This window comes from Alishewanella sp. HH-ZS (assembly GCF_001704375.1).
GTDB classification, from domain to species: Bacteria; Pseudomonadota; Gammaproteobacteria; order Enterobacterales; family Alteromonadaceae; genus Alishewanella; species Alishewanella aestuarii.
Map to the genome: position 1 here is coordinate 57,398 of NZ_LZEJ01000001.1, position 18,028 is coordinate 75,425.

Consider the following 18,028-nt stretch of genomic DNA (forward strand, 5'->3'; position numbering starts at 1 on the left):
CTAGCACCATACTGAACCTGAGTCTGGTTAGTCAGCTGGCACCCCTGATAACTTCTATACGTTTAGACGTCTAAATAAGGCGTATTATGCCGTACTATGCCAGAAAAGCAACAGCCGTCTGTCGACGGCTGTAAAGTGGTGGCTAAGGTCTGAGTTAATCCCGCTAAAAACAAAACTCCGGTGCATTTCGCTACCGGAGTCCTGAAAACTGAGACGCTGTGGTAAAGACTTATAGCTCTTCCGGCTCTGGCATCTCCATCACATCGTCAGTAGCGACGGCTTCGCCCGGCTTTAATAACAGCCGCGCCCGCAGCTCTTTTTCAATTTCATCTGCCACCGCAGGGTTATCCTGCAAGAACTTCATGGCATTAGCTTTACCCTGACCAATCTTATTGCCCTGATAAGCGTACCAGGCGCCAGACTTATCAACTAAGCCTTGCTGTACGCCCAGGTCAATCAGCTCACCCAGTTTGTTGATACCGGCGCCATACTGAATAATAAATTCAGCTTGTTTGAATGGCGGAGCTACTTTGTTTTTTACTACCTTAACCCGGGTTTCGTTACCGGTAATTTCATCGCCTTCTTTTACCGAGCCAATACGACGGATATCTAAACGTACTGAGGCATAGAATTTCAGCGCATTACCGCCGGTGGTGGTTTCCGGGTTACCAAACATTACACCGATCTTCATCCGGATCTGGTTGATAAAGATACACAGGGTATTGGAGCGTTTGATATTGGCAGTCAGTTTACGCAGTGCCTGTGACATTAAGCGGGCCTGTAAACCCATATGGCTGTCACCCATGTCACCTTCAATTTCTGCTTTCGGCGTTAAGGCGGCGACCGAGTCCACGATCACCACGTCTACGGCGGCAGAACGCACCAGCATGTCGCAGATTTCCAGTGCCTGCTCACCGGTATCTGGCTGAGAAACTAACAGCTTATCGACATCCACGCCTAATTTCTTCGCATACACCGGATCCAACGCATGTTCGGCATCGATAAAAGCACAGGTTTTACCGCTACGCTGTGCTTCGGCAATCACCTGCAGCGTTAAGGTGGTTTTACCGGAGGACTCAGGACCATAAATTTCCACAATCCGGCCATAAGGTAAACCGCCAATGCCCAGTGCAATATCCAGCCCCAGTGAGCCGGTGGATACCGCTTCAATATCCAGGGCAGTGCTGTCGCCCAGCCGCATAATAGAACCTTTACCGAACTGGCGTTCAATCTGGCTTAGTGCCGCACTTAATGCCTTTTGTTTGTTGTCGTCCATTGGTCGCTCCGGAGAAATTAGGTTAAGCCTTTAACAACTGTATGAGCATACAGTAGTCTAGTTTGTTGGGGCTGTCAATAACAAGATGCATTGTCTGAGCGCATGTTCAATCGCCTGCTGGCGGATCTGCTGCCGGTCGCCAGCAAAATGCAATTGCTGAGTGCTGACAGTCCCGTCGATACTAAAACCGAAACAGACGGTACCGACCGGCTTCTTTGCCGTGCCACCGGTAGGGCCGGCAATGCCGGAGATGGCAAGCGCAATGCTGGCGCCCGCCGCCTGGGCTGCGCCACTGGCCATCTCGGCTACCGTTTGCTCACTGACAGCGCCATATTGTAATAGCGTTGCGCTGCGCACCCCTAACAATTGCTGCTTGGCTTTATTGCTGTAGGTAACAAAGCTGCGGTCAACATAGGCTGAGCTGCCGGCTACTGCGGTCAGCCAGTAGGCAACCCCACCACCGGTGCAGGATTCTGCAGTGGTGATACTGGCTTTTTTCCGTAATAATAGCTGCCCTAGTTCAGTGGCAAGCGCTAAGCTTGTTGTTTCCGCTGTCATATTTGATCCAACAGGAAGTGTTAGCACCATTATGCCGTCAGACCAGAAACCGGAGCAAGCGTTAAGCAATCATACCCCGATGATGCAGCAATATCTGGCACTGAAAAGCCAGCATCCGCAGATCTTATTGTTTTACCGGATGGGTGATTTTTACGAACTTTTTTATGAAGATGCGAAAAAGGCTGCCGCCCTGTTAGATATTTCGCTGACCAAACGCGGTCAAAGCGCCGGTGAACCAATCCCGATGGCCGGTGTGCCCTATCATGCCGTTGAAGGTTATCTGGCGCGTCTGGTGCAATTGGGTGAGTCGGTCGCCATTTGCGAACAGATCGGCGATCCGGCGACCAGCAAGGGGCCGGTAGAGCGCAAGGTGGTGCGGATTGTTACCCCGGGCACCGTGACCGACGAGGCGTTGCTGAATGAGCGGCAGGATAATTTACTCTGTGCCATCAGTGAGAGTCGCAGCCACTTTGGTCTGGCGCAACTGGATCTGACCAGCGGCCGTTTTTTGCTGAATCAGGTCAGTCATGCCGATGATTTGGCCGCCTTGCTGCAACGGCTGAATCCGGCCGAATTGCTCTATCCGGAAAACTTTAGTCTACCGCACCTGACCGAACGCAAAGGCGCCCGCCGCCGTCCGGTATGGGAGTTTGAACTGGCCAGTGCCGAGCGCTTACTGTGCCAGCAATTTGGCACCCGCGATTTACAGAGCTTTGGCGTGTTGGAAGCGCCGGTTGCGCTGATGGCCGCCGGCTGTTTGATGCAATATGTCAAAGATACCCAGCGCGCTCAGTTACCGCATTTACGCAGTATCGCACTGGAGCGGCCGGATGATTTTATCGTGCTGGATGCCGCCACCCGCCGCAATCTGGAATTAACCCATACCTTAAGTGGGCAAACTGAGCATACGCTGGCGGCTGTACTGGATAAAACCCAGACTGCCATGGGCTCCCGCTTACTAAAGCGCTGGATCCATGCGCCGCTGCGTAACCACACTCAGCTTAATCAGCGGCTGGATGCGGTACAGGAACTGACAGAGGATTTTCAGGCGCTGCAGCCCTCACTAAAGCAAATCGGCGATATCGAGCGGATCCTGGCCCGGCTGGCCCTGCGCAGCGCCCGGCCCCGCGATTTTGCCCGGCTGCGCCAGGCGCTAACCGAGCTGCCAGAGCTACAGCAGCAGTTACTGCATGCCAACAGTCAGTTGCTACAGCAGCATCAGCAGGCCACCCTGCCGGTGCCGGAGCTGGCTGAATTATTACAACGCGCTATCGTCGAGTCACCACCAGTGCTGATCCGTGATGGCGGCGTCATTGCTCCGGGCTATCATGCCGAACTGGATGAATGGCGGGCGCTGGCTGAAGGTGCCACCGACTACTTACAGCAACTGGAGCTGCGCGAGCGTGAGCGTACCGGTATTAGTTCGTTAAAAGTCGGCTTTAACAAGATCCATGGTTTTTATATCGAAACCGGTCGCAGTGCTGATACCAGGGTGCCGCCGGAATATGTGCGCCGGCAAACGCTGAAAAATAATGAACGCTATATTATTCCGGAGCTAAAAGAATACGAAGATAAGGTACTGGGTAGCCAGAGTAAGGCGCTGACGCTGGAAAAACAGCTTTATGACGCGCTGTTTGACGCCGTGAGCCCCTATCTGGCGCAGCTGCAACAGCTGGCTCAAGCCTTATCTGAGCTGGATGTGCTCTGCAGCTTTGCCGAGTGTGCGGTGCTGTATCAGTATTGCCGGCCGCTGTTAACTGAGCAGATCGGTATTCAACTGACCCAGGCACGGCATCCGGTGGTGGAGCGGGTGCTAAAGGCGCCCTTTATTGCCAATCCGTTGCAATTAGACGCCTCACGGCGGATGCTGATGATCACCGGCCCCAATATGGGCGGTAAATCAACCTATATGCGGCAAACCGCCCTGATTGCTCTAATGGCCGCCATCGGCAGCTTTGTGCCGGCAAAGCAGGCAGTAATTGGCCCTATTGATCGGATTTTCACCCGGATTGGTGCCTCTGATGATCTGGCGTCCGGCCGCTCGACCTTTATGGTGGAGATGACGGAAACCGCGACCATTCTGCATCATGCTACGGCACAAAGTCTGGTATTGATGGATGAAATTGGCCGTGGCACCAGTACCTATGATGGCCTGAGTCTGGCCTGGGCCTGTGCCGACTATCTGGCCAATCAACTGCAGGCGTTAACCCTGTTTGCTACCCATTATTTTGAACTGACCAGTCTGGCGCAGCAATTACCTGCCGTCGCTAATGTCCATCTGGATGCGGTTGAGCACGGTGATGGCATTGTATTTATGCATCATGTGCAGGAAGGCGCCGCCAGCAAGAGTTTTGGCCTGCAGGTCGCCCAGCTGGCCGGGGTGCCAAGACCGGTGATTCAACTGGCACGACAGAAACTGCGGCAGTTAGAACAAAACGGGCCAGCGACGACGCCTGAACCTGTGACCCAACTGGAATTACTGGCGCCGGAGCATCCGCTGCTGGCTCAGCTACGTCAGCTAAATCCGGATGAACTGAGTGCCCGCCAGGCGTTGGATTATCTGTATCAACTGAAACAACAGCTGGACATTTGATGGGCAGCAGAATGCGTCTTAATGATTGGAGCCTGTCGGCCGTGGTGGCCGGTTTTGTTGCGGTGCTGGTTGGCTTTGCCAGTTCAGTGGCGATTGTGTTTCAGGCAGCAGCAGCGGCCGGTGCCGACAACGCCGTAATGGCGTCCTGGCTGTTGGCATTGGGTATAGGGATGGCGCTGACCTGTATTGGTCTGTCCTGGTATTACAAGGCCCCGGTGATTACCGCCTGGTCAACGCCAGGCGCCGCGCTGCTGGCCACCAGCCTGCAAGGTCTGACGCTGGCGGAAGCGACCGGGGTCTTTATCTTTACTGCATTACTTGGGCTACTCATTGGCTTAAGCGGCATGTTTGAACGCCTGACCCGGCTGATCCCACTGCCACTGGCCAGCGCCATGCTGGCCGGCATACTGCTGCAATTTGGCTTTGCCATCTTTAGCAGTCTGCAACAGCAACTGTTGTTGGTCGGCGCCATGTGTTTAACCTACCTGCTTGCCAAAGCCCTGCTGCCACGGTACGCCATCCTGGCAGTATTAGGCTGTGGTTTACTGCTGGTTTGGCTCGGCGGTGAGCTCGACCTCTCCGCCGTCAAGCTGACACTGGCAACACCGGTATGGGTTACGCCGGCGTTTTCGCTATCGGCGTTGCTGGGGATGGGTTTACCGCTGCTGCTGGTAACCATGGCGTCACAAAATATTCCCGGTGTCGCAGTGTTACGTGCCAGTGGTTATCAGACACCGGTATCGCCACTGATTAGCAGCACGGCGCTAAGCACGCTGCTGCTGGCGCCGCTGGGCGCGTTTTCGATTAACCTGGCGGCCATAACTGCAGCGATCTGTAGTGGTAATGAAGCGCATCCAGACAGCAGCAAACGCTATATTGCCGGCATCGCTGCCGGGCTCTTTTATCTGCTGTTTGGCCTGGCCGGCGCCACTGTGGTCGCGCTGTTTGCAGCCTTCCCTACTGAGATGGTAGCCGCGCTGGCCGGGCTGGCGCTGCTGGGTACCATAGCCGCTAACCTGCAAAGCTGTACTGCCGATGCTGAGTATCGGGAAGCCGCCGTAATTACCCTGCTGGTCACCGCATCTGGCGCCAGTTTGTTTGGCATTGCCTCGGCGTTCTGGGGCTTAGTGGCCGGGGCCGTCACGGTCTTAATCCAACGCCTGACACGGCGAACTGACGGCGGCTAAGGCTTGCTGTCAGAGCGGATTCCGCGCTAAGCTCCTGCCTCTCTGATCTTATCAATAACAACAAAAAGGATGCAGCATGCGCTTAGCGAAACTGGCCTCTCTGGTCTCCGCCCTCTTGCTCAGTGGTACTCTCAGTGGTACTGCCCTGGCACAAAGCAAAGTCGTGACCGAAGCGGAAGCCCGGGCTTTACATCAGCAAATTCTGACTATTGATACCCATGTCGATATCGGCCGTGGCTATGCGACGCACCTGCTCGATCCGGGTGGCTTTACCAAAGCCCAGGTCGATCTGCCCAAGATGCGTGCCGGCGGCCTGGATGCGGTGTTTCTGATCGTTTATGTGGGTCAGGGAGCCCTGACCCCGGAGGCTTATCAGCAAGCTGCCGCCACTGCCGAGAATAGCTATCAGGCCATAATGCGGATGATCCGTGCCTATCCGGAGCAGGTTGGGCTGGCGAAAACGGCTGCCGAAGTTGAAGCCCTGCATGCTGCAGGTAAACGCATTGTGCTGCTGGGGATGGAGAATGCTTATCCGCTCGGCGACAGTGTCAAAGACGTCGCGAAATGGGCCGAGCGTGGCATCCGCTACGTTAGCTTTACCCATATCGGTCATAACCAATTTTCCGGCAGCTCTAACCCACGCGCAGATCTGAATGATGCAGCTGAAGATCCGGGCTTATCCGTCTTGGGCCGGCAATTAGTCGCTGAACTAAACCGCTATGGCATTCTGATTGACGTGTCGCACGTCGGTAAAAAGTCGATGCTCGAAGCCATTAAGCTGTCAAAGGCACCGGTCATTGCCTCCCATTCCGGCGCCATGACGGTGCATGCCAATCTGCGTAATCTGGATGACGAACAACTTGATGCGATTAAAGCCAATGGCGGTGTCGCGCAAATGGTCGCCTTTCGCAGCTATGTAGCCGAGCTCGATCCGGGGCTCAGTGCTGAAATTGGCAAACTGCGCGTGAAATACCTGCCAAACGGTTGGGCTAATGCCAACGAACAGGACCGCAACAGCTACGATACCGAACTGGCTCGCCTGCGTAAGCAGTTCCCGGATGTCACTGTCGCGCAGTTTGTCGATCATATTGACTACAGTGTGCAACGTCTCGGCATTGAGCATGTCGGCATTGCTTCTGATTTTGATGGCGGTGGCGGTGTACAGGGCTGGGAAGATGCCAGCGAAACACTGAATGTGACCTGGGAGCTGATGCGTCGCGGCTATACCAAAGCACAAATCGAAGCGCTCTGGGGTGGCAATGTGCTGCGGATCTTACGTCAGGCCGAGCAGGTTGCCGCAAAACGTCAATAGTAGCGCGGTCCTGCGGGATGTGTTAGTAAACGGAAACGCCCCTACCAGGGGCGTTTTGTTATTCGTGGAATAACCGCTTATTCCTGAAACAGCGTCTCGATATTTAACCCCTGGTGGGTGACGATTTCCCGTAACCGACGCAGGGCCTCAACCTGAATTTGCCGCACCCGCTCCCGGGTCAGGCCAATTTCATGCCCCACGTCTTCCAGTGTTGAGGGTTCATAGCCCAGCAAACCGAAGCGCCGCGCCAGTACTTCGCGCTGTTTTGGGTTTAACTCCTGCAACCAGATCACCAGATGCTGGCGGATATCCTGGTCCTGTAATTCCAGCTCGGGCCCCAGTTCCTTTTCATCGGCCAGTACATCCAATAGCTGTTTTTCAGAGGCACCAGCCACCGGCGAATCGACTGAAGTGATTTTTTCATTTAACTTTAGCATCTTCCGTACTTCTTCTACCGGCTTATCCAGCGCAGCAGCGATTTCTTCCGGCGTCGGTTCGTGATCCAGTTTTTGTGATAATTCGCGGGCCGCGCGCAGATAAATATTGAGCTCTTTCACTACATGAATAGGTAAGCGGATGGTTCGCGTTTGGTTCATTATCGCGCGTTCGATGGTCTGGCGGATCCACCAGGTGGCGTAAGTCGAAAACCGAAAACCGCGCTCGGGGTCGAATTTTTCTACCGCGCGGATTAAGCCAAGGTTGCCCTCTTCAATCAGATCCAACAAGGCTAAACCACGGTTGATATAGCGACGGGCAATTTTCACCACCAGCCGCAGGTTACTTTCAATCATCCGCTTTCTGGCGGCCTGATCGCCCTTTAAGGCCAAGCGGGCAAAGTAGACTTCTTCTTCGGCACTTAACAGTGGCGAGAAGCCGATTTCACCGAGGTAAATTTGCGTGGCATCCAGCGTTTTTTGACTATCATCCCGCACGAAGATTTCATCACTTACCGTCTCATCGGCCGAGAGCTCCAGCAATTCCGGGTCCAGATCCTCATCAACCAGCAGCGCATCGTCTGCTAACTCGTCTTCTTTGAAGTCTGTCAGATCATTGTCTTTTGTCGTCATATCCATTCTCCCCGTACCTAAGGCGCTCTAACCGAGCATGGGCGCATCCCAGCCTGCTGTTACCATTATTATTATTTTAATTTTTTGTGTATTATTTAGGCAAATAACGTAACGGGTCAACTGATTTTCCACGAAAACGAATTTCAAAATGCAAACGGGTAGATGCTGCGTCGGTTTCTCCCATCTCCGCAATTTGTTGACCCGCTTTCACTTCCTGCCGCTCCTTCACCAGGATCCGCTTGTTGTGCGCATAGGCGCTCAGGTAATCGTCGTTATGTTTGATGATAATTAAGTTACCATAGCCACGTAACGCATTACCGGCGTATACCACTTGCCCATCCGCGGCAGCATTGATCCGGCTGCCATCACGACCACCGATTTGGATCCCTTTAATCCCACTCTCCGCGGTCGAGAAGCGCGCTAAAATTGGCCCGCGGATCGGCCACTGCCAGCTAACCCGACCAACCGCCGGCGGCGGCGTGCGAAGAGGCGTACTTGCTTGACCATAACCCGTTTGCTGATTAGCTGCAACTGATTTAGCACTGGTCGTAGTGGCTGGGCGGCTGGCTGGGGTATTTGTTCCGCTAGCGGCAACAGCTTGGCCGCCAGTACCTTGTAAACGGAGTATTTGCCCGGGATAAATGGTGTAAGGTGCAGCTATACCATTGCGGCTGGCCAGGGTCCGGTAATCCTGGCCGGCGCGAAAGGCGATGGAAAATAACGTATCACCACGCTGCACCACATACTGGTTACCGCTAAGCTGGGTACGTTGCTGTTGTGCCGCCGATTGCTGACGGATCTCCAGCGTAGTCACAGGCGCCGGTGCGGACTTGCCGGCGCAGCCGGTGAGTAAAATGCAGAGTAAAAGCAGCAACACCCGGCAAATAGCACTATCTGCCAGATGAGAGGGCATTACGATTCCCAGGCTGCTGACAACGATAAGTTACTCCTTGCTGCGCTCAACAGCGTTGCCCGTGCTGACCGTTTTAGCACCCGTCAGCAATTTTTCCAGGTTAAGCAGTAACAGCATAACGAGAATAGCTACCAGAAAACAAGCCGTTGCCAATAGCAAGTCATGCTGGCCGAAGGTCGCGGCATAACCGCCAGGCGTATACATGCTAGTCGCACTTTGCCAGGGCCACAACCGGTACATGGCCCCGACTACCACACCGGTTAACAGTGCCAGGGTGGCGTCATGATAATGTTTCAGTAACCAGTTTAAAAAGCGGGAGAAGCCAAGTAAGCCACTGATACAACCCAGCAAAAACAGCAATAGTATAGCCAGTTGCAACTCCCGCACCGCCAGTAGCACCGGGGCATACATGCCGGAAATCAGCAGAATAAAGCTACCCGAAATACCCGGCAGGATCATGGCACAAATGGCGACCGCGCCAGCGACAAAAAACATCCAGGTTGCCGGAGTAAAACTCACGGGTGCCAACATCCCAACCAGCAGTGCCAGCACAATGCCAACGCCAAATAACAGTGCGCGTAACGCAGACCAGCGCACTGCCCGCAGCAGTAAGGGCAAAGCGGCAAGAATCAAGCCATTAAAAAAGGCCCATAAGGGGACAGGACGGTGCTCGAGCAACCAGCTAATCACGGTCGCTAATGAAAAAATACTGACCAGCACCCCACCGAATAAGCAAAGTAAAAAAGTGCCATCTATGTGTCGCCAGCATGCCCGCCACTGACCACGCAGTAACAATTGTAATGCTGTCAGGTTTACCGAACTGATCGCCCCCAGTAAACGTTCATAGATACCGAGGATAAATGCCAGAGTGCCGCCGGAAACGCCGGGCACCACATCCGCAGCCCCCATCGCCATCCCTTTAATAATCCATTGTAAATACTGCATGTTAGCCCTAACCTCGTTTTATGCTAATTCGCCTGGTACTAAAGGTACAAAGCGCACTGTTTCAATATCCTGGCTTTGAAACTCATCACCATGCCGCTGGTAGACTCGCAACACTTGCTGCTCACTACCGACCGGAATCACCAAACGGCCGCCGTCGGTCAACTGTTGTAGCAAAGCCTGCGGTACTTCCACCGGTGCCGCGGTAACGATAATACTGTCAAACGGCCCCTTGCTTGGCCAACCTTGCCAGCCATCGCCATGTTTCATCGACACATTATGCAAATCAAGTTGTTGTAAACGCCGCTTAGCCTGAAACTGCAGCGCTTTAATACGCTCTACCGAGCAGACATGAGTGAATAATCTGGCCAGAATGGCAGTTTGATAACCAGAGCCGGTACCAATTTCCAGCACCTTGCCAGAACTGCCGCCTTGCAACAACAACTCCGTCATCCGGGCAACAATATAAGGCTGCGAAATCGTTTGCCCCTGGCCGATAGGCAAAGCGGTATTCTCATAGGCTTTATGCGCCAGCACCGGCTCAACGAATAAATGCCGCGGCGTTTGCGCCAGAGCAGCCAGTACACTGGCATCGCTGATGCCTTCCAGTTGCAGCTTTTGCGCCAGTACCTGAGCGCTACGCATCGTTACCACCGCCATCTTACAGTCTGATCCCATTAAGCCAATTGGCCAGAGTTTCCATACTCTTATACGCCGACATATCAACATGCAGCGGCGTAATCGAGGCATAACCATTGGCAATGGCATAAAAATCCGTACCCTCACCGGCATCCAGCTCCGGGCCCAGGGACCCGTACCAGTAAATCTTCCGTCCCCAGGGATCAGTAGTGCTGGTCATGGTTTCAGCTTTATGACGTCGTCCCAGCCGGGTCACCTGAATACCTTTCAGTTCACTTAACGGAATAGCCGGCACATTAATATTTAAGATCTGATCTGCAGGTAGTGGATGCGACTTTAGTTTTTGAATCACCTGCACAGTAACATGAGCGGCGGTAGCGAAATGCTGTTCATCGCGTCCGGCCAGTGACACCGCAATCGCTGGTAAGCCCAGGTGCCGCCCTTCGGTCGCTGCAGCCACCGTACCGGAGTAGAGCACGTCATCGCCGAGATTAGCACCATGGTTAATACCCGCCACCACTAAATCCGGCGTAAAATCCAGCAGCTGACTGATAGCCAGATGCACGCAATCCGTTGGCGTGCCATTGACGGCGATAAAACCGTTTTCCAACAGCTGGGTTCGCAGTGGATTAAGTAAGGTCAGGGAGTTGGAAGCGCCGCTACAATTGCGATCCGGACCAACAGTTGTGACCTCTGCGATTTGCATTAATGCCTGTTGCAGCACCTGGATCCCTTTGGCATAAACGCCGTCATCGTTACTTAGTAAAATTCGCATTTAAGACTCCATTTGTGCGATATCGCGTGCCGCATCCCGGTACTCCACCAACTCTCTGAGTACACTGGTAGCAAAGCAACCGGCGGGCAGCGCAAATTGCAGCACCACTGCATCCTGTTCCACGCTAGCCTGCAACTGCTCGGGGATAACTCGCATACTGCGCCGGCCAGCCTGAACCCTGAGCAGTTCCAGCGCCTGCTGCCAGGCCTGCCAGGGCGCTAACAGCTGTTGCTCTAATAGTGCGGCCTCTGCCGTCACCATGGCTTTACCCAGGCCGACTAAAGGCGCGGTCAGATGAATATCCTGTGCGCTCAGCCGCTGCTCCAGCTCTGGCGTAACCTGATCCACCACAAAGATTGAACCCGAACCCGCCAGCTGGACCACATCACCCGGTAGTAAGCGGGCAAAGTGACCGCGCCGGATCCGCCCGGCAATCACCTGGTTAAACAAAAAAGACCGGCTGGCTGACAAGGCCAGACCTCGCAGTTGCCGATCCGGAATACTCTCGCCGCCAAATAAACGCTCGGCTAAGGCCAGGTTACCGCCGTTAATACCAAAGCGCTGCTCACCATAATAGTTCGGCACGCCCTCTGCCAGTAGTGGCAATCGTGCCAGCAGGCCAGCGCTATCGCTCACCTGCCGTAATCTAAGGCTAAAATGGTTCCGCTTTAACGCACCCAGCCGCAATTTCCGGTAGTGGCGCACGACCTGCAGGATCCGCGAGCCTTCCAGCTGCCAGTTTTGCCAGGCCAACTCTTGTTTGATCGGCCACTTAAAACAGAACCACTGCGTGGTCACCGCATGGCGATCTTTTAAACCGGCATAGCTGATATCCCGCACCCGCAAACCGGTTAGCCGTGCCAGCTCACGGGCAATAAACTGAGTATTCTGGCCGGTTTTCTCAATTTGCAGCAACAGATGCTCGCCGCTGCCACTGGGCTCGAAATTCAGCTCTTCTACCACCTGAAAGTCAGCCGGCTCAGTGCGGATCACCGCCTGCACTGCTGGTTTGGCATACAGATAGGGCTGCTCGTTGCTGGTAAGCATTATTGACGACACAACAACACCACCGCTTCCGCTGCGATCCCCTCTTTGCGGCCAACAAAGCCTAACTTTTCGGTGGTCGTCGCCTTTACATTGACCTGACTGATATCACACTGCAGATCGGCGGCAATACAAGCACGCATGCTGTGCACATGCGGTGCCAGCTTCGGGGCCTGCGCCATCACGGTCAGATCGAGATTGCCGATCTGATAGCCACGTTGTTGCACCTCGGCAAACACCCGCCGTAATAAGATCCGGCTATCGATACCTTTAAAAGCGGCATCGGTATCCGGAAAATGGTGCCCAATATCGCCAAGCGCCAGTGCGCCCAGCAGCGCATCGGACAAGGCATGTAACACAACATCGCCGTCCGAGTGTGCAATCAGGCCTTGCGGATAGTCAATTTGTACGCCCCCGAGGGTGACCGGGCCTTCCCCACCAAAAGCATGTACATCAAAGCCGTGGCCAATGCGGATTGTCATTATCGAGGTTGCTCCAGATAAAAGGCCGCCAGTTGCAGATCTGCCGGCCGGGTAATTTTCAGATTATCACTATGGCCTTCCACCAGTAATACCGGCTGCTGCGCCCATTCCATCGCCGAGGCTTCATCGGTCACTGCTACCCCGGCCGCCAGGGCGCCTGCAATAGCTTGTCTCAGCGCGGTGGTAGGGAAAAATTGCGGTGTCAGGGCATGCCAGAGATCGGTCCGATCTACCGTGCAGTCAACGAGCTGCCGGCCGCGTTTCATGGTATCTCGTACCGGCGTCGCCAGAATGCCGCCATGCCCGGCTGCCAGACAACGCTCAATTAACAGTTGAATATCACTGACTCTGACCAAAGGCCTGGCAGCGTCATGCACCAGCACCCAGGGGTAACGTGCAGCATCAATCTGTTGCAACGCATTGAACACCGAATGCACCCGTTCGCTGCCGCCATTGACCCGCACGATGCGCGGATCAGTTAAACCGGTGGCGGCAAAATAGGGGTCTTGCTCACTTAGTGCCAGATAACAGGCGGTTACTGCCTCCAGCGCCAGCAAAGGCCGAACGCTGTGTTCTAACACTGTTTTGCCATGCAGGCGCAGATATTGTTTCGGTTTGTCGGCCTGCATGCGCTGCCCGACGCCAGCGGCCGGGATCACTGCGGCAATCGCCGGAAAAGCCTGTACTGCCATTAAGGATCCTGTGGGATTATCCGGAAGAAGACTTCGTCAGCAGCGATCAGTCCCAATTCGTTGCGGGCCCGCTCTTCAATCGCCTCCAGCCCCTGCCGCAAGTCGTTTACATCTGCCAGCAACATCCGGTTGCGTTTGATCAGCTCCTGGTTACTGGCTTGTTGGGTAGCGATTTCCTCTTGCTGGCGTAAATAGTCAGTAATACTCAGCTGGCCGAACCAGAGTCGGTATTGTAAGGCGGCAAGCACCAGCAATAAAAAACCTATTAAAATTCGCATGCGTTTGTTCTTCGCTTAATCCTTCACTATTATGCCGACTGCCGGCTTGCGTGCAAAGCGATATCTCAGTTGCTCTGTGCCGTGTGTGGCCGGGCAAAGTTGCGCCAGTTTAAACGGCTGGCAAGTAACAGCTCACGCAAACTGAGCAGTCGTGGTTCCGTTTTCCGCCGGTTTAACCACTGATGGCCACAGCAGGCTGCCGCCATCATCGTTTTGTCAGGCTTCAGTAAAAAGCGGTCACTGTTCCTCACTTCCAGTGGCATGCCACTAAAACTGAACCAGCCGTGTTGATTACAATGCAAGCGCTGCTGCTGCACATCTACCTCATCGACACTGTCCAGCATAATATGTTCCAGCGTTTTCTCTTCAACATAGACTGGCACTATTAAACCTGGCTTGGCCGCTTTCTGATAAAAACGGGCAATCGGCTCCGCCTGTTGTTTATTAGCCGGACATTGACTCAGCTGACGGCCATACCAGGACGCATTCTGACTATCCAGCTGCAGTTCATGCTGGTAGCGTACTATGGCACTGGCCGCACGACGAATGTAAAAAGGCAGGCTGGCTAACCTTTTCGGTAAGCTGGGCAGTTCTGCGGCCGGAATTTGTGACAGGCGAAGTAATTCACGCTCATATAAAGCGTTACAAAGTTCAGTGTAAGTCTGGTTATCCGGACTTACCTGCCAAAAATGCGGCTGAGCTTCAGGTGTCATACTCATGCCTGCGATGTTAGCCAATCGCTCAATTTTTGTAAAAGCCTAAATCGGTAAAATACTAGCGCTGAGCAGAACTTTATCCTGCTGCCTTTGCAGTAGCTGAAAATGCTGTCCGTGCTCGCTTACTGGCAACTGCAGGATGCTCGCTTGTCCGGGCAACAACAACGGTTTGTGAAAACGTACCTGCACCTGACAGGGTGACTGCGCTGATCTGAGTCGGGCCAGACAGGCAGCTTTAAGATGCATACCGTGCGCGATGGCTGCCGGTAAGCCGAAGCAACGACCTGTCCAGCCGCTTAGGTGGATAGGATTCAGATCGCCCGATAGCCTGGCATAACGCCGGCTATCGGCCGTCGTCAGGGTTAACGGCGCCAGCGGCAACGGCTCTGCCGCCACAGGAACAACAGGCTGCGCCCCGGCTCGCGGCGCGGATGTTGCCGGCGTTGACCCCAGCCGGTACAGATGCTCGGCCTGTTGTTGCCAGCATAACACCCCGTCCAGATAAGCCGAGGTTTGCAGCTGCAGTATTAAGCCTTTGCGATCCTGACGTGGTGGCAGCAGGCACACCTCAAACGCGAGTGCGGCGCGCTCTGGGATCGGTTGTAACTGCCGGATCTGATTGCTCAGATGTAGTAAGCCCATCACCGGTAGCGGCAGTTGCCGCGCGCTAAGCAGTGCCAGCTGTAATGGGAAACTTAAAATATTTGGCCAGCACAACGGCAATAAGCCGTCATCCGCGATACCACAGAGCTGCCGGTACTGCTGCAGTTGCCGCAGCGAGCTGGCGAGCGGCGGCGCGTTAAGCTGTAAAGATGGCATCAGCAACGCCTGCTCCGGCCGGGCCTTTTTCGGCAGCAGAGCCCGCAAATAACTTCGATATAATGCGGCTGACGCCGTATTCAGCTTGACAAGATCACCAGACATCAACGGCCTTAAGACTGGACTCAGTTACCAGAAAAGGCTAGTTTAGCGTTCTGAATAGCTTTTACCACTCTTTGCATGAATAGACGTCAATTTTTAACGACTGCGGCCTGGTCACCGGTAGTGCTGGTATTGGGGGCAAAATTTATTGCGACCCTGCGCCCCTATTCACTGCAGGACATGCTAACCCGGCTACGCGCGTTTAACCCGGAGCAGTTAGCCAGTGTCGGCAGCTGGAATGCCAGCCAGATCTTGCAGCATTGTGCACAAAGTATCCGCTACTCCATTAGAGGCTATCCACAGCATTACTCAGCGGTTTTTCAAAACACCGCGGGCAAGTTAGCGTTAAACTTATTCGCCGCGTCAGGCCGAATGCATCACCCGCTGGACGAGGTGATACCCGGCGCACCTGAGCTGGTGCCCGGGTTACCTAATGATCTGGCCATCCGCGAATTAATGTATGAGATTCAGCAATTTATTAACTGGCAGGGTGAGATGGCGCCACACTTCGCTTACGGCAGTTTAAGCAAAGCCCAGTATTACAGCGTGCATTATCTGCACCTGGATAGTCATCTGGCACAAATTTATCAACGCCGCTAGCGCGACAGCCAGCTCAGAGGCTGCTATCGCGCAGCTCAAATTCACTCTGCGCTTCGCCCTTGGCCAGCGGATCGCACTTAATTTGCGCCCTGAAACCATAGCGACTGTTATCCGCCGGATCCGGATGGCCGCGTTTATTTAGCAGCATGCTGACGGTATTGGGCCGGAAGCGCCGTTGTTGCGGCTCCTCGGTATATTGCGCCCGCAACGCTGTGAGCTGTTGCTCGGCTTGTTGCAAACACTGTTCAGGCGAACTACCGCCCTGATAGCGGCTTTCCAGCCGGATCCAATTGGCTTTACCGGCCTGATTAAACTGTACCTGCAGCATATCCTGCTGCGTCGCTGAAGCCAGCCGTGCCGTGCAGACTTTGTTACTGCATTGCAGACCTAACCTGACATCCGCGGCCGCTTCAGCCTGATCGCCGTAACGATGAGCCAGCACGCTCTGGACTTCCAGGGTAGACATCCCCAGGGTCACGCCCTGCAACTTAACCTGATACAAGTCTATTTCACTGATCTGAACCGCAAATACAGGTATCGTGAACACCGATAATGCAAAACTGCTGATAAAAACAAGCGCAGACCTGTGCAAAAACACAAAATCCATAATCTAACCCTTACGCCACGACAGCGGTGATTCGAATTTCAGCTTCCGTTAGCCTAGCACAGGCTTAGCATAGTCGGCATAGCAGTGATAAAAAAAGGGCTGTCAATCGACAGCCCTTTTTGCCTTACTGGCCTTTAATTTCGCTACGGCCTTTATATGGTGCTTTGGCACCCAGTTCCTGCTCAATCCGCAGTAACTGATTGTACTTAGCAACCCGATCCGAGCGGCACAGTGAACCGGTTTTAATTTGACCGGCGGCGGTACCCACTGCTAGGTCAGCGATAAAGGCATCCTCGGTTTCACCGCTACGGTGTGAAATCACCGCGGTAAAGCCGGCATCTTTTGCCATCTTGATGGCTGCCAGCGTTTCGGTTAGTGAGCCGATTTGGTTAAACTTGATCAGAATGGAGTTACCAATACCCTGCTCAATACCGCGGGTCAGGATCTTGGTGTTGGTGACAAACAAGTCATCGCCGACCAGCTGTACCTTGCTACCAATTTTGTTAGTCAGATCTTTCCAGCCATCCCAATCTGACTCGTCCAGACCATCTTCAATTGAGACGATCGGGAAGCGTTGTGTCAAACCGGCCAGGAAGTCGTTAAAACCATAGGAATCAAAACTCTTCCCTTCGCCACCCAGCACATACTTACCGTCTTTGTAGAATTCAGAGGCCGCACAGTCCAGCGCCAGCGTCACGTCTTTATCCATTTCGTAGCCTGCAGCTTTAACCGCTTCCACGATCACGGTCAGGGCTTCTTCGTTTGATTTCAGATCCGGGGCAAAACCACCTTCATCACCCACAGCAGTGTTCAGGCCACGTTTTTGCAATTCTTTCTTCAGGCTGTGGAAGATCTCCGCCCCCATTCGCAGGGCTTCAGCGAACGTTTTGGCACCAACCGGCTGCACCATAAACTCCTGAATATCCACGTTGTTATCGGCGTGCTCGCCGCCATTGATAATATTCATCATCGGCACTGGCATGCTGTAGACACCAGGAGTACCGTTCAGATCGGCAATGTGCTGATACAACGGGATCTTTTTATCCGCAGCTGCCGCACGGGCAACTGCCAGCGATACTGCCAGAATAGCGTTGGCACCCAGCTTAGATTTGCTTTCGGTACCGTCCAGGTCGATCATCAGCTGATCAATAGCCGCTTGCTGATAAGCATCTTTGCCGATTAACGCCGCCTGGATAGGACCATTGATATTGGCAACGGCTTTGGTCACACCTTTACCCAAATAACGGCTTTTATCGCCATCACGTAGCTCCAGCGCTTCACGTGAGCCGGTCGAGGCACCTGAAGGCGCGCAGCCGCGGCCCATAGCACCACTGGCCAGATACACATCGGCCTCAACGGTTGGATTGCCGCGTGAATCCATAATCTCGCGGGCGATAATTTTGACAATTGCTGACATAGTCTTAAG

19 protein-coding genes are annotated in these 18,028 nt (G+C 54.0%); 4 read left to right on the forward strand and 15 right to left on the reverse strand.

Annotated features, from left to right (window positions below; translation table 11 throughout):
- Positions 1 to 229: 229 nt before the first annotated feature.
- A complete protein-coding gene (recA, locus tag A9165_RS00285) occupies positions 230 to 1,276 on the reverse strand; it encodes a recombinase RecA (protein WP_008607285.1) in 1,047 nt (348 codons plus the stop codon).
- Between the two features lie 57 nt (positions 1,277 to 1,333).
- Entirely contained in the window at positions 1,334 to 1,834 is a 501-nt protein-coding gene (locus A9165_RS00290) for a CinA family protein (protein ID WP_008607284.1), read from the reverse strand.
- A 31-nt stretch (positions 1,835 to 1,865) separates the two neighbouring features.
- Here A9165_RS00290 and mutS point away from each other — a divergent pair, with 31 nt between their 5' ends.
- The 3 genes from mutS (at position 1,866) to A9165_RS00305 (ending at position 6,926) form a co-directional block, all read left to right on the forward strand.
- Positions 1,866 to 4,427 carry a DNA mismatch repair protein MutS gene (gene mutS / locus A9165_RS00295; protein WP_008607283.1) on the forward strand — a complete coding sequence of 854 codons (2,562 nt, stop codon included), beginning with the start codon at positions 1,866 to 1,868 and terminating at the stop codon, positions 4,425 to 4,427.
- An 11-nt stretch (positions 4,428 to 4,438) separates the two neighbouring features.
- Positions 4,439 to 5,614, forward strand: a complete 1,176-nt coding sequence (locus tag A9165_RS00300) for a benzoate/H(+) symporter BenE family transporter (RefSeq protein ID WP_176714581.1) — start codon at positions 4,439 to 4,441, stop codon at positions 5,612 to 5,614.
- Between the two features lie 76 nt (positions 5,615 to 5,690).
- Positions 5,691 to 6,926 (forward strand): dipeptidase, encoded by a 1,236-nt coding sequence (locus A9165_RS00305; RefSeq protein ID WP_065954536.1) that lies wholly within the window; start codon positions 5,691 to 5,693, stop codon positions 6,924 to 6,926.
- Positions 6,927 to 7,003: 77 nt separating this feature from the next.
- On the opposite strand, the gene rpoS is transcribed toward A9165_RS00305, so the two are convergent.
- The 11 genes from rpoS to A9165_RS00360 all read right to left on the reverse strand — a co-directional run bounded on the left by rpoS (position 7,004) and on the right by A9165_RS00360 (position 15,398).
- Positions 7,004 to 7,993 (reverse strand): RNA polymerase sigma factor RpoS, encoded by a 990-nt coding sequence (gene rpoS / locus A9165_RS00310; RefSeq protein WP_039925064.1) that lies wholly within the window; start codon positions 7,991 to 7,993, stop codon positions 7,004 to 7,006.
- Positions 7,994 to 8,084: 91 nt separating this feature from the next.
- Complete coding sequence (locus A9165_RS00315) at positions 8,085 to 8,906, reverse strand: peptidoglycan DD-metalloendopeptidase family protein (protein ID WP_008607273.1); 822 nt, start codon at positions 8,904 to 8,906, stop codon at positions 8,085 to 8,087.
- A 30-nt stretch (positions 8,907 to 8,936) separates the two neighbouring features.
- Positions 8,937 to 9,851 (reverse strand): DUF368 domain-containing protein, encoded by a 915-nt coding sequence (locus tag A9165_RS00320; RefSeq protein ID WP_008951311.1) that lies wholly within the window; start codon positions 9,849 to 9,851, stop codon positions 8,937 to 8,939.
- Between the two features lie 18 nt (positions 9,852 to 9,869).
- A complete protein-coding gene (locus A9165_RS00325; protein ID WP_008607271.1) occupies positions 9,870 to 10,508 on the reverse strand; it encodes a protein-L-isoaspartate(D-aspartate) O-methyltransferase in 639 nt (212 codons plus the stop codon).
- Between the two features lies 1 nt (position 10,509).
- Positions 10,510 to 11,262, reverse strand: coding sequence for a 5'/3'-nucleotidase SurE (surE, locus tag A9165_RS00330; RefSeq protein WP_008607270.1), 753 nt, complete (start codon positions 11,260 to 11,262; stop codon positions 10,510 to 10,512).
- The gene (gene truD, locus A9165_RS00335) at positions 11,263 to 12,321 is read right to left on the reverse strand and encodes a tRNA pseudouridine(13) synthase TruD (protein ID WP_237709361.1); all 1,059 of its coding nucleotides are present in this window, start codon (positions 12,319 to 12,321) and stop codon (positions 11,263 to 11,265) included. It lies immediately after the preceding gene.
- Positions 12,309 to 12,788 carry a 2-C-methyl-D-erythritol 2,4-cyclodiphosphate synthase gene (gene ispF / locus A9165_RS00340; RefSeq protein WP_008607268.1) on the reverse strand — a complete coding sequence of 160 codons (480 nt, stop codon included), beginning with the start codon at positions 12,786 to 12,788 and terminating at the stop codon, positions 12,309 to 12,311. Before ispF ends, truD begins: the two co-directional genes overlap by 13 nt.
- Positions 12,788 to 13,480, reverse strand: a complete 693-nt coding sequence (gene ispD / locus A9165_RS00345; protein ID WP_065954537.1) for a 2-C-methyl-D-erythritol 4-phosphate cytidylyltransferase — start codon at positions 13,478 to 13,480, stop codon at positions 12,788 to 12,790. The genes ispF and ispD overlap by 1 nt, the downstream gene beginning before the upstream one ends.
- On the reverse strand, positions 13,480 to 13,758 hold the full coding sequence (ftsB, locus tag A9165_RS00350) for a cell division protein FtsB (RefSeq protein ID WP_008607266.1): 279 nt from the start codon (positions 13,756 to 13,758) through the stop codon (positions 13,480 to 13,482). The genes ispD and ftsB overlap by 1 nt, the downstream gene beginning before the upstream one ends.
- Before the next feature lie 65 nt (positions 13,759 to 13,823).
- On the reverse strand, positions 13,824 to 14,471 hold the full coding sequence (locus A9165_RS00355) for a hypothetical protein (protein ID WP_065954538.1): 648 nt from the start codon (positions 14,469 to 14,471) through the stop codon (positions 13,824 to 13,826).
- A gap of 45 nt (positions 14,472 to 14,516) precedes the next feature.
- Positions 14,517 to 15,398, reverse strand: coding sequence for a MaoC family dehydratase (locus A9165_RS00360; RefSeq protein WP_065954539.1), 882 nt, complete (start codon positions 15,396 to 15,398; stop codon positions 14,517 to 14,519).
- A 75-nt stretch (positions 15,399 to 15,473) separates the two neighbouring features.
- On the opposite strand from A9165_RS00360, the gene A9165_RS00365 reads away from it, so the two are divergent.
- Positions 15,474 to 15,995, forward strand: coding sequence for a DUF1569 domain-containing protein (locus A9165_RS00365; protein WP_065954540.1), 522 nt, complete (start codon positions 15,474 to 15,476; stop codon positions 15,993 to 15,995).
- Between the two features lie 13 nt (positions 15,996 to 16,008).
- On the opposite strand, the gene A9165_RS00370 is transcribed toward A9165_RS00365, so the two are convergent.
- Together A9165_RS00370 and eno are read right to left on the reverse strand one after the other, a co-directional pair.
- On the reverse strand, positions 16,009 to 16,542 hold the full coding sequence (locus tag A9165_RS00370; RefSeq protein WP_141686126.1) for a hypothetical protein: 534 nt from the start codon (positions 16,540 to 16,542) through the stop codon (positions 16,009 to 16,011).
- Between the two features lie 184 nt (positions 16,543 to 16,726).
- Positions 16,727 to 18,019 (reverse strand): phosphopyruvate hydratase, encoded by a 1,293-nt coding sequence (gene eno, locus A9165_RS00375; protein WP_065954542.1) that lies wholly within the window; start codon positions 18,017 to 18,019, stop codon positions 16,727 to 16,729.
- Positions 18,020 to 18,028 lie beyond the last annotated feature (9 nt).